Origin of the sequence: Pseudomonas sp. UBA2684 (genome assembly GCA_002354655.1) — a bacterium.
Lineage (GTDB): Bacteria > Pseudomonadota > Gammaproteobacteria > Pseudomonadales > Pseudomonadaceae > Aquipseudomonas.
The window spans coordinates 1-11,692 of record DELY01000010.1 but is presented as its reverse complement, the minus strand read 5'-3'; the positions used below and the strand labels follow the sequence as shown (position 1 = coordinate 11,692).

Sequence of the window (11,692 nt, the reverse complement as noted above, 5' to 3'; positions counted from 1 at the left end):
CGCGTGCGTATTCTCTGGATTCTGCCCTACGCCCCCTGGCCGACCACCAGCGGCGGCAAGACCCGCCAGTACCAACTGCTGGCTAGCCTGGCGCGCGCCGGGCATCGCATTACCCTGTTGGCACACTCGAAAATGGCGGTCGACGATGACGTGCGCGACCACCTCGAACCGCTCCTTGAGCGCCTGATCATCCTGCCGCGTCGCCCGCTGCGCAGCCCACTGACCCTGGCTGCGGCGCTGTTCGCGCCTTATCCGTTGCTGGCCAGTATCAATGGCCTGGCTCCGCGGCTGGAAAGTCAGATCGAGGCATTGCTGGATGAGCCCTGGGATGTGATCCAGATCGAGCACAGTTATACCTTCCAGCCCTACGAGGCGGCGCTGGCTCGGCGAGGCGTGCCGTTCGTGCTCACCGAGCACAACGTCGAGTCCATGCTCGGCGCTGCCACCTATGATCGTCTGCCGGGTTGGATGCTGCCCTTCGCCCGCTATGACCAGTGGCGCTACCGCCGCTGGGAGCGTCGAGTCATGCGCCAGGCCGAGCAGGTGATCGCCGTGACCGACGCGGACGCCCAGGTGCTGGCACGCATCGGCGGCAGGCCGACCGCCGTGGTCGTCAACGGCGTTGATTGCGCTTACTACGCCTCGGTACGCCACCAGCCGCAGGCGCGGCGATTGCTGTTCATCGGCAATTTCGAATACGCGCCGAACGTGGATGCTGTGGAATGGGCACTGGAGCATGTATTGCCAGGCTTGTGGCAGCGCTTCCCCGATGTGCGCATGAGCATCTGCGGTTATGCCCTGCCGCAGGCCTGGCGCGAGCGCTGGAGCGATAGCCGGATCGAATGGCACGGTTTCGTCGGCGATCTGCGCGAGCGGCAGCGGCAGACCTCGATCTTCTTCGCGCCGCTGCGTCAGGGCGGCGGTTCCAAGCTCAAGGTGCTGGAGGCGATGGCCGCGGGACTGCCGATAGTCACCAGCGGGCAGGGCGCCTCGGGCCTGGAGGTGAACTCCGGCGAGCATTACCTGTGCGCGGAGAGCGCCGAAGACTGTATCGCCGCGATCGCCCAGTTGCTGGACGATCCCGCTCTGGCGCAGCGCCTGGGCGATGCCGGCCGCGGCTATGTGCGTGCTCGACATGATTGGTCGGTGGCCGCACACGCGCTGGAATCCCTGTACGCGCAGTTGCCGGCTCCTGCGCGGGTGGCCGCATGCTGAAGGTCAGCCTCGACTACCGTCCCGCGGCCAGCGAGCCCGACAGCGGCATTGGCCGGCAAAACATCGCCCTGGCCCTGGGCCTGCGCCAATGTTCGCGGGTGAGCGAGCTGCGTCTGGTCACCACCGCGCCGCAGGGCCACCCGCTACGCCAGCAGGCCGACTGCCCGCCGTGGAGCATCGAGGGCCTCAAAGGCATGCATCGGCTCAGGCAACGGTTGCAGTTCGAGGCCGGTTTTCTGCCTGGCTACCTGCGTCGGCAATCGATCGATCTGCACATCTGCAACTTCAATATGGGCCTGCCGGTGTGCCGTCGCGGCGGCCGCAGCCGTTTCATTCTGCAGTTGCACGACCTGTTCCAGCTCACCGAGCGCAACCAGCACGGTTCCCGCCTGCGGCAGGCGGCTTACCGCTGCACTGATCGGCTATCGATACATTATTCGCTGTGGCGCGCCGATCAAGTTTGGGTGCCTTCGCAGTTCACCGCGGGCGAAGCGCGGCGCTTATTCCCGCAGTTCGCAGGCAAGGTGCGAGTGCTGCCGCCGATGGTGCTCGGATATGAGCTGCAAGGCGAGGCCGAGTCGCTGCCCGAGCTGCCCGAGCGCTACTGGCTGGTGGTTGGCACCCGTGAGCCGCGCAAGAACATCGCCCAGTTACTGCGTGCCTGGCGCACCGCGCGCCAGCGTTCGGCACAGGTGCCGGATCTGCTGCTGGTCGGCGATGTTGCGCACCTGCCCGGCGAGCTGACCAACCAGGCCGGGGTGCATGCGTTGCAGAGGCTCGACAACGCCAACTTGTTCGCCTTGTACCGCCGCGCCGAGCGCCTGTGGCAGCCGTCTTATGCAGAAGGTTTCGGTCTGCCGGTCATCGAGGCCCTGCAGGCCGGTACGCCAGTGGCAGTGGCGCGCGGCTCGTCGCTGGACGAAGTGGCCCCGCCAGAGATGCCGCGCTTCCCGCCCCACGACCAACAGGCCCTGACCCAACTGATGCTGGAGCTGGCGCGCGAGGGCAAGGGCGACCCGGCCCCGCTGCTGGCCTGGGCCGAACGCTACAACATGGCGCGGTTCGTCGCGCGCCTGAACGATTTGATCGAGGAGCTCGTCCCATGATGCCCATTGGTGTCGGCATCGCTATTTTCTGTGGCCTGTTCTTTGGCGCGCTGCTGTGGGTGCTGTCCCTGCCCAAGCTGATGATCCTCATCGCCGGGTCCGCGTTCGCGCTGACCGTGATGCGCACCCCGCTGATCGGCTTGCTGATCTTTGCCTTTGTTGCGGCCTTCCTGCCCTATTCGACCCTCGAGGTGGGTGTACGCACCACCGCCAGCGAGGCGCTGCTGGCGCTGACCTGGGTCGGCGTTCTCTGGCAGGGCTTTCTCAGTAAGCAGCCGCGCCTGTACCCGCGCAGCGGCACCGAACGTGCGTTGGGTTGGCTACTAATGTGGAGCGCGATTCCCTTCGTGGTCGGCCAGTTTGTCATTCAGGCCGAGGGCGGAGGGCCGACCAACTGGATTCGCTGGATGCTCAACCTGTCGGCCATGTTCTTGGTCATCCGCCTGATTCAGGACGACAACACGGCGGAAAAGCTCACCGTGGCCATGCTGCTCGGCACCCTGGCGATGCTGCTGCTCTCGCTCGGGGTATTTGCCAAGAGCCGTGATGCCAATGCGCTCACGCCCATCCTCACGGCGCTGAAGTACCCGCACCAGGCCTACCTGGAGGACATGTTCACCGCCGGCACCACACGCCTGTCCACGCCCTGGCTGCATCCCAACTCCACCGGCGGAGCGCTGGCCATCACCATCCCGGTGGCGCTGTTCTTCGCCCTGCCACGGCCGGGCTGGAAGCGCGCGCTGGGCCTGAGCGTCGCCCTGCTCGGTTCCGCCGGCCTGCTGCTCAGCGGCTCTCGCGGGGCTCTGCTGAGCCTGGGGTTGGTGGTGATCTGGATGGCCAGCCGCCGTGTGCCGTACACCGCGCGCATCCTTATCGCCGGGATCGCCTTCGGCTGTATGTTGGTGCTGGTCTACCCGCCGCTACAGGAGCGTCTGGCCACCATGTTCCTCAGTAGCAATGCCTCCACCGGCATTCGCCTGCAGGAATACGCGATGTTCCCGGAAGCGATGGCGCGTTATCCGCTAGGCATTGGCTTCAAGGTCGACCCGCCAGTACCTGGCAGTGGGCTGATGGGCATTTCCAACCTGTGGCTCAACTTCATCTACAAGTTGGGCGTCCCCGGTATGTTGCTGTTCATCGCGGTGACTTGGTTCTGGTGGCGGGAAACCCGCCCGTACCTCGGCGCGGTGCGCGTGACCCGCGAGAATTCGCTGTGGCTGGGCTGTAGCAGCGGCCTGCTGTGCGCCCTGCTGACTGGCATCTTCGACCACTACTTCAGCCTGACCTACGTACTGATCGCCTTCTTTTGGCTGTTTATCGGGCTCACGCTGCAGCAGGTTCGCCTGCATCCCGAAATCATTTCCCCAATGCCAACCCGGAGGGCCAGCCCTTGAAACATCGTGTCCACCAATCTTTCAATCTCAAGGATCAATTCCCCGAGTACGCGGCGCACCTGCAAGTCAGTGTCGACGAGTTGGAGGCGGCCTGGGCCTGGATGCTGGAGAACGAAGTCGGCTTCGAGTATCCGCGCAATTCCGCGACCCAGTACATGATCAGCTACGTCAACCTCGAGAAGACCATCGAGCACCCGCTGGCACGCCGTTTCTTCTGCCTGCTGCGCGATGAGAATCCCGCACCGCTGGTGCCGATGTACGGACTCAACCTGGAAACGCTGCGCGACCGCTGTTTGCGTGTCTGGGAGCAGCTGTACAACATCGTCATCAACAAGATTCCCAGTCACACCATCCGTCTCGCCTGGCTGCGGTTGGGCGGCGCGAAGATCGGCAAGGGCTCCACCGTCTGGCGCAAGACCGAGGTGCTCGGCATCGACGGCATCCGCATCGGCGACGATAGCGTGGTGGCCTGGGACTGCCTGCTCGATGGCCGCGCCGGCATCATCATTGGCGACCACGTCACCATCGCCTCGCACAGCCTGCTGATCGCCGGCGGCCATGACACACAGGCCCCAGAGTTCTGGGCGGTGGGCAGCCCGCCGATCCGCATCGGCGACTACGCCTGGATTGCCACCCGCGCCATGATCAACGCCGAAGTAGGCGAGGGCGCGGTGGTCGCCGGTGGTTCGGTGGTGAGCCGTCCGGTGGCCCCCTACACCATCGTCGGCGGCAACCCTGCGCGGGCTGTGGGCAAACGCAATCAGGGCTTGACCTACAAGGTCGGCGGCAAAAGTCTCTTCAACCTCCTGCACTGAGGTATCGCCATGCTTGGAAGCACCCTTTGGTTGACCGTGGCCACGCTCGCCGGCTTGATCGCCGGCTTTGCTAGGGAATGGCTGCTGATCCACGCCTGGGGTGCCAGTAATCAGAGCGATGCCTTCCTCATCTCGCTGTTCCTGCCCGAAGCACTGCGTATGGCGCTCGCGGCAGGCTTGATCAGCGCTGCGGCGCTGCCCTTGTACCTGCGCCGCAGTGAGCCCGAGCAGATCGCCTGGCTCGACGGCATGAGCTCGCGCTTCATCCTCTGCGGTCTGGGCGTCAGCCTGCTGTTGGCGCTCGCCGCGCCGCTGTGGGTGCGTCTGATCGGCCCCGGTCTCAATGACCAGGCACATGCTCTGGCCAGCGCCAGCCTGCAAACGCTGGCCTGGTGCGTACCCGGCTTTCTCCTGCACGCGTTGCTCAGCGTGCCGCTGCAGGCCCGCGAGCGCTTCGTGCTCGCCGGGCTCGGCTCGTTGCTGTTCAACTTGCCGCCGGTGCTTTATCTGGCTGCCATGGGGCAGCAGGCCAGCCTCGCCGTCACCGCTCAGAGCTGTGTCATCGGCAGCCTGCTGATGCCACTGGCGCTGCTGCCTGCGCTCTGGCGTCTGCACTGGCGTCCCTGGCGGCTGCGTGGCGCCGCGGGGGCCGGGCGCGAGCTGCTGTCCGGCATCGGCCCATTGCTGGCTAGCAATCTCACCAGTCAGGGCCTGGCGCTGCTCGAGCGCATCGTCGCCTCGTTGCTGGGGGAAGGCGCGGTGGCCTGGGCGAACCTCGCCCGCAAGCTGGTCAATTTGCCGCTGATCGCTCTGCTCAGCCTCAATCAGGTCCTGCTTAGCCTGATGAGTCGCACCAATGGTCGGGAGCGCCTGCAGCTGCTCAAGCGCGGCCTCAACCTCGCTACGCTGCTGACCTTGCCCGCCGCGCTCGGCCTGGTCGGCGCCACACCCGCGCTGGTGCACCTGATGTTTCCTGGGCAGGCGGCGAGCAGCCCCTTGCCGGAACTGCTCGCCTGGTTCGCCGTGCCGCTGTTGTTCGGCGCCTGGAACTCCATGTTGGCGCGCTTCGCCTACGCCGACGGCGATACCCGCATGCCATTGAGGTGCGAGCTGATCGGCGGCGCGCTCAACGCCGTGGCGCTCGCTATCCTGCCCTACTTCTTCGGCCTGAATGGTATCCCCATGGCCATGACCCTCGGCCTGACCCTGACTAGCCTGCTGCTGATGCGCCGGCAGAACCTGCTCGGCGAGGTGCCCTGGATGCGCCAGTGGCTGCTGGCGATTCCGGTGCTGGGGGTCGGTGCCCTAGTGCTGCACCCCTTGCACTCGACCTGGATCCAGTTATCCGCCAGCATCTTGGCCGGCGGTGTCGCGCTGGTAGGTCTGGCATGGTGGCTGAAGCCCTGGCGCAGCGAAGCCGGCACCGCAGTACCCGATGCACACGCCTGAGATTGCGGCCCGGCGGCCGCACAACGACGAGAGATACGCCATGCTACGCATCGTGCGCAATGCCCTGCTCTGCGGCTCACTGCTGCTGCCGGCCCTGGTCCAGGCGGTGGAGCTGATTCCCGTAAACATCAAGCGGATCGACCGGAATCACTACGAAACCACCGATGAACTGATCCACATCATCACGCGCAACTGCATGGAGTATGTCTACGCCGACGACGCGTTGGTCACCTTCGAGCCCTACGGCCTGGAGAACTCCCTGACGTTCGGCTCTGGGGCGGTTTGCGATGTGAAAATCATGTACGACCGCGCCGCCAACTATGTGACGTCATCCAGCCAACTGCGCCGTTGACGGCCTGAGATAGAGCGCATGCCCAGCAATTCGCGTCTACGCCATAACAATTTCGACCTGATCCGCCTGGCGCTGGCGTTGATCGTCTGCTTGGTGCATGCGGCCGAGCTGTCGCAGCAGAGCGTGCTCAAACCGATGGGGATGTTTCTGTCCTCCAAGCTGGCGGTGGACGCGTTCTTCGTGATTAGCGGCTTTCTCATCTTCATGAGCTACGAGCGCTCGAGTTCGTTGCGCAGCTACGCGAGCAAGCGGGCCAAACGTATCTATCCGGCCTATCTGAGCATCATCCTGCTCTGCGCCTTTGGCCTTTTCGCCATGAGCGAGCTACCAGCCGAGCGCTACTTCTCCCTGGCCTGGCTCAAGTACCTACTGGCCAATCTGTCGTTCCTGAACTTCTTCGCCCCGACGCTACCGGGGGTGTTCGAGGATAATCTGCTGCCCGCGGTGAATGGGGCGTTGTGGACGATCAAAATCGAAGTGATGTTCTACTGCAGCGTGCCGCTGATCGTTTGGTTGGCCCAGCGCTTCGGGCGGCTGCCTATCTTGCTTGGGCTGTTCGCGCTGTCCAGCCTGTATTCGCTGGCATTCTGGCACCTCTATGGGCAGAGCCAGAACGAGCTGTTTGGCTTCCTGGAAAAGCAACTGCCGGGCCAGTTGCGCTACTTTCTCGCGGGCGGGCTGATCTACTACTACCTGCCGTATTTCGAGCGACAGATAAAGTGGCTGGTGCCGCTGGCACTGTCGCTCTACGTTGCCAGCGTCTGGCTGCCGCTGCGCCTGATCGAACCGCTGGCGCTTGGCGTGCTGGTGGCATTCGTCGCGCTGTTCGGTTATCTGGGCAACTTCGGCAAGTACGGCGACTTTTCCTACGGCGCATACATCTGCCACTTCCCGATCATTCAGATACTCGTGAGTCTGGGGCTGTATGCGTTCTCGCCATTGCTCGGGCTGCTGGTCAGCGTCGCCCTGACCCTGCTGGCGGCCATGCTCATGTGGCATCTGGTGGAGAAGCGTTTCCTGTTGCGCAGCAGTCATTACGTCCAGGCCAAAGAGCGGCCTGTTGCCTCACTGTCGAGCTTGAAACCGGATATCGAGGCGTAGTCTCAGGCCTGTTGGGCTAGCGTTTGCGCTGTCGGCTGCTGGTGCGACAGTACGCTTAACCAAGCTGCGGTACGGGATATTGTTGCCCTTCAGTTGGGGGCGGGGCGGTAAGCAGGTCTCGCTTGATGCGCGTGTCAAAGTCGTACCCAAACTCATCCCAGACCGGATTTCAGGCACAAAAAAGGGCTACGTTTTCACGTAACCCTTGTTTTACATGGTGCGGCACCAGGAGTCGAGCCAGATGAGTATGTGCCTTGGAATGCTAGGTGTCGATTAGTTGCGATTTAGTCAGAGGTACTCAAAAGGGTACTCGGCTGAACTGCCCCAACCTGAGCGGCAGTTTCAGAAGGGTTGAGCTAGCAGCTCTTTGAGGCGGGAGGTTTATGCCAAGGCGACTACTGGCGTAGCCGGCCGAAGTCTTCTCAAGCCCTTCAAATGCGAAGCGGTAGCTCAGGTGCTCGTCGGTGCGGCGCTTCGCCATGTGGTCGAGGCGCTCGGCATCGCTAATCGCGGCCATCGAGGCCGAGCTGAGCGCCATCAATCGACGTTCGACGACCGCTTGTCAAAGCGGAAGACCATGCTATACAGTTCTTGTCAAAGGACTTGTCAAATGATGTAGAATCCTGTCCCTGTTTGGGGAAAGTGGAGGAATTGAACATGGCTGAGCGCGAAGGGGTACTAGCAGGGGCACCACTAATTTTTGCGTTCAGTGTGGTGAGATTTTCGCCCATTCTTAAGCTTCCTCAGCTCATCCCAGACATTCATCAGGCCATTCGGGATCGCCTTCCTGGGTTTTTCCAAATGGTCAAAAGCATGCAGCCTGGTATCGCGCAGGGATCAGAGCCGAATTCATGGGCCTTCTTAGACCGTAATGCTGAGTACGCTTGCGTTCTGGGCGTGGATCACCTGATCCTGCAAAGCACGAACTACTTGCATTTTGCCAGTCATCTGGAACTCTTTCGAGAGTGTTTGACGGCCTTGACACAGCATTCTGGCGGCCTCGACATCGCTGGTATAGGGATGCGCTATGTCGACAGAATCGAACCGTTAGATGGGGAGACTCTTGCAGATTATCTTCCAGATACGCTGCTACCCCTCAATTGCGAGGCGCTTGCAAAGAGGGAGGTAAAGGCTCTAATGGGGGTATCCACTACTACCTATCAGCTAGACTCTGAGTTCCTGCATATCAGGTGCTGGCGTCAGACTGGCATGTGGATACCGGATGATTTGGCAGAGCCAGCTATGGTTTTCGAGATCGCTAAGCAGACCCGTCAGCCTTCAAAGCCTTTTGGTCAATCACAGAGTGTGTTTGTGCCTGTTAGTGAAAATGGTGCGCTTCTAGATACCGACGCTTATTGGCCGATGCCTATGACTGAGAGGCTAGTTACTGAGGAAATCTGCGGCAGGCTCGATAAACTGCACGGGACTGCTAATTTTGCTTTCAGGGCTGTAGCTAAAGATCACGCCTTTGAGGTTTGGGGGAAGTCAAGATGACTGCCATAATTACCGGGGAATGGGTAGGCCAGGTTGGTGGGGCGACTGCTTCATCTGCTCCGAGATGGGAGAGTCCGGAAATCGCTCCTCGCGTTGCTACGAGCACGGTTAGTCCTGCAATGGCGTTGGCTTTTTCAGTCATGCTGGCAGTCGCGACTGCAACTACCCCAGCCGGCGGAGGTGAGGTCTCACCTCGGCTCATCAGCTCTGCAGGTATAAGCCCTTACAGCGTGACGACGGGAGCGTGGACTGAGGTTGATACCAGTCACCCCGGCATTACCGATGAGGTGGCTCCGCATCTCATCGAAGAGCTTCGTCGCGAATACAAGTTGTCAGATAGCGCCATTGCCGAGATCTTCAATGTGTCTCGGCAGACAGTCTACAATTGGCGAACAGGAAAAACTGCGACTGGTTATCCAGAGCGGCTTGGAGCTTTGACGGAAGCTCTCCGGCAGGTCAGGTCGGAAGACGTACCATATCTACAACGAGTGCTGTTCTACCCTACCTCAGATGGGCGCCTCATTCAGGACACTCTCTCTGATAAGGCATGGGCTCAAGACGGTGCCGCTGGAGTTAATGGGGTGGTTGCTGAGTTGATAGGTAAAGCCCAGCAATTGCGTGAGAGGGATCTAAAGACCATAGCCAGGTTGGAGAAATCGGGCGGTTCTCATTCGGTTTAATATATGGCTGACACACCTGGAGATGAGGTTGTAAAAGCAATCAGCGCTGCTGGTTGGCTGCAAGGAGATGTCGTTTCAGGTGAAGCTTTGATGCCGCATATCCCTGACGATGTGTTGGCATCCCAACTTGACGGAAAGGCCCCTGACTTTTGGATGCTTGCGTCTCATTCGTGCACCGTGCATGCACGAAGTTTCGATGATGCACCATTGGTAGAGTGGGTGGCTATTAAGGTCAAGAAAAAGCCATATCTACCGTATTTGAATGCTCTTAACCCTCGAACATTGCAGCTTGAAATTGCTGCAAAACAAATCTTTGAGCTGAAGATCCATCGACGGGTGTGGACTAGCCGGGCAGTTCTTCCGACTCAGCATCGAAATGTGACGGTCACGTTGAATGACGATCAGCGTCGAATTTTTTCCTTCTGGATATCGCATGCCTATAATCGAATCGCTATGCCGGACGCCTTGGTCGAACGTTTGAAGGCGGAGATCGGTCGTGATGGGATGCAAGGTATCGCCATGCTTGTGGACGAATTCCTGAAAAGGAATAACCACATGCTCGCTAGTGCTTGGGTTTCCTTTAACCCCAAGTGGGAAATCCAGGAGTCTACAGAGCCATATGAGGTTCTCTTTCGCTTCCTAACGAAGCGAGAGTGCGCCCGCCACGCCACAGAGCTGCATGCTGAGCTAACTGAAATGCTTGGCGTGAGTAGGCCGGTAAGCGAGGGTTTATTCTTCGGAGGAGCGGAGGTCACGGTCCTTCAAGACTTCACAATGCTCGATGCTGAGGACTTCGTTCGCTATAACCAGCACGACTGGCTGAGCATTGGCGAAGGGGATGAGGCTCCCGCAGAAGATTGAATCGCCCGGGTTTCGTGGAGGCCTCAACTCTTGAGAAGATGAGGCCATGAGAAAGACTACGACCTACTCCCCTGAAGTCCGTGAGCGTGCTGTGCGCATGGTTCAGCACTCATCAAAACTTCATAGGCAGACCCTCGCCTGGCAGAAACCATTCGCTCCAAGCCACCATCAGTGCCTCTTTCTCCTCATCGAACTCACAGCAGTCAGCAGCAAGTTCAAAAAGCTTTTTCATTAGCCTTGATCGCTCATCGGATGTGCGAGGCTGCGGAGGTTTCCACTCAGTTGCAATCCGGAGGATTTCAGATCGCACAAAATCTTCTATCTCACCTGGGGGAGCTGTGAATGCGGCAACGCGACTCTCATGTGCAACGGGTGGAATTACTCGGAGAATGACTCGATGCAGCGCCTTGTCCCCAGTCACCACTACAGGCTCGCCAACAAACCTATACCCATGCTGTAACAATGCTGGCATGACGTACCACAGTGAGAGGTCACCAGCCCGATTGCGCAAGTAACGGATGCAGATCCGATCCGTCTCGTCTTTTTTCTCAGGCTGAAATGCTAGGAACGATTCTAAGAAGGAGTAGGCAGGCTTGTTATCGCCTTCAAGCTTCAGTGGTTGGCGCGCCTTGAGAAGCAGCGCCAGGGCCATAAGCATGACGCAACCTGAAAACCTCGGAACTTCGGCATTCATGAGGAAGTTCAAGCGCTCAAGGGCATCGCCAGGCCGAAGCTTCTCTCGCATCAGCGACTTCATGATGGCCACACAGGGAAACAGCAAACTAGCTTGAGTCCGCAGTTGGGCTTCGTTTTTTTTCAGCAGCCTGGTCTGCTCCTCAGCGAATCCTTCCCGAAACCGAATGCCTGTCTTAGCCAATCGAGCAGTCATCTCATCTATGCGAGAGGAGGGCTCCTTCCGGAACATAGGGTTAGATAGCCATTGCTCCATTAGCGCAGGCCACGGGTTGAGAATCGCGCGCTCTCGAACCTGAGGGGGCAACTGGCCTACCCACTGCGTCTTAGTCAAAGCGTTGGTGTCCAGAAAAAGCTCATAGGGCCCCTCGCCCCGCATAACGTTTGCAAAGGGCCAGATAAGAGCAACACCGCTATCTGTTGACAAATAGCGGTCACGGTAGGGATATGCATGCAATTGGGGATTCAAAAAAATTCCTTGAAGTGGTTTTATCTACTGAGCCGAGAATTGTAGTGGTCTACTGATTCCGGA

General features: G+C 60.2%; 10 protein-coding genes. 9 read left to right on the top strand and 1 reads right to left on the bottom strand.

Features of this window, described 5'->3' with window-relative positions; all coding sequences use genetic code 11:
* Positions 1-3 precede the first annotated feature (3 nt).
* The 9 genes from B3M58_RS05015 (at position 4) to B3M58_RS04970 (ending at position 10,467) form a co-directional block, all read left to right on the top strand.
* Positions 4-1,215 carry a glycosyltransferase family 4 protein gene (locus tag B3M58_RS05015; protein ID WP_296217469.1) on the top strand — a complete coding sequence of 404 codons (1,212 nt, stop codon included), beginning with the start codon at positions 4-6 and terminating at the stop codon, positions 1,213-1,215.
* On the top strand, positions 1,212-2,321 hold the full coding sequence (locus B3M58_RS05010; RefSeq protein WP_296217608.1) for a glycosyltransferase family 4 protein: 1,110 nt from the start codon (positions 1,212-1,214) through the stop codon (positions 2,319-2,321). The genes B3M58_RS05015 and B3M58_RS05010 overlap by 4 nt, the downstream gene beginning before the upstream one ends.
* Positions 2,318-3,715, top strand: coding sequence for an O-antigen ligase family protein (locus tag B3M58_RS05005; RefSeq protein WP_296217468.1), 1,398 nt, complete (start codon positions 2,318-2,320; stop codon positions 3,713-3,715). Before B3M58_RS05010 ends, B3M58_RS05005 begins: the two co-directional genes overlap by 4 nt.
* On the top strand, positions 3,712-4,530 hold the full coding sequence (locus B3M58_RS05000) for an acyltransferase (protein ID WP_296217467.1): 819 nt from the start codon (positions 3,712-3,714) through the stop codon (positions 4,528-4,530). Before B3M58_RS05005 ends, B3M58_RS05000 begins: the two co-directional genes overlap by 4 nt.
* A gap of 9 nt (positions 4,531-4,539) precedes the next feature.
* Positions 4,540-5,979 (top strand): murein biosynthesis integral membrane protein MurJ, encoded by a 1,440-nt coding sequence (gene murJ, locus B3M58_RS04995; RefSeq protein ID WP_296217466.1) that lies wholly within the window; start codon positions 4,540-4,542, stop codon positions 5,977-5,979.
* A gap of 40 nt (positions 5,980-6,019) precedes the next feature.
* Positions 6,020-6,331, top strand: a complete 312-nt coding sequence (locus B3M58_RS04990) for a hypothetical protein (protein WP_296217465.1) — start codon at positions 6,020-6,022, stop codon at positions 6,329-6,331.
* Positions 6,332-6,349: 18 nt separating this feature from the next.
* Positions 6,350-7,432 carry an acyltransferase family protein gene (locus tag B3M58_RS04985; protein WP_296217464.1) on the top strand — a complete coding sequence of 361 codons (1,083 nt, stop codon included), beginning with the start codon at positions 6,350-6,352 and terminating at the stop codon, positions 7,430-7,432.
* Positions 7,433-8,089: 657 nt separating this feature from the next.
* Entirely contained in the window at positions 8,090-8,926 is an 837-nt protein-coding gene (locus B3M58_RS04980; RefSeq protein ID WP_296217463.1) for a TIGR04255 family protein, read from the top strand.
* A gap of 683 nt (positions 8,927-9,609) precedes the next feature.
* Positions 9,610-10,467: a hypothetical protein gene (locus tag B3M58_RS04970; protein WP_296217462.1), complete on the top strand. Its 858-nt coding sequence runs from the start codon at positions 9,610-9,612 to the stop codon at positions 10,465-10,467.
* A gap of 112 nt (positions 10,468-10,579) precedes the next feature.
* Here B3M58_RS04970 and B3M58_RS04965 read toward each other — a convergent pair whose 3' ends face one another.
* On the bottom strand, positions 10,580-11,629 hold the full coding sequence (locus B3M58_RS04965) for a hypothetical protein (RefSeq protein ID WP_296217461.1): 1,050 nt from the start codon (positions 11,627-11,629) through the stop codon (positions 10,580-10,582).
* Positions 11,630-11,692 lie beyond the last annotated feature (63 nt).

Excerpts from the sequence above, each read along its gene's own strand:
- B3M58_RS05005 (WP_296217468.1), top strand. The coding sequence starts at position 2,318 with ATGATGCCCATTGGTGTCGGCATCGCTATTTTCTGTGGCCTGTTCTTT.
- murJ (WP_296217466.1), top strand. The coding sequence starts at position 4,540 with ATGCTTGGAAGCACCCTTTGGTTGACCGTGGCCACGCTCGCCGGCTTG.
- B3M58_RS04990 (WP_296217465.1), top strand. The coding sequence starts at position 6,020 with ATGCTACGCATCGTGCGCAATGCCCTGCTCTGCGGCTCACTGCTGCTG.
- B3M58_RS04985 (WP_296217464.1), top strand. The coding sequence starts at position 6,350 with ATGCCCAGCAATTCGCGTCTACGCCATAACAATTTCGACCTGATCCGC.
- B3M58_RS04980 (WP_296217463.1), top strand. The coding sequence starts at position 8,090 with ATGGCTGAGCGCGAAGGGGTACTAGCAGGGGCACCACTAATTTTTGCG.
- B3M58_RS04970 (WP_296217462.1), top strand. The coding sequence starts at position 9,610 with ATGGCTGACACACCTGGAGATGAGGTTGTAAAAGCAATCAGCGCTGCT.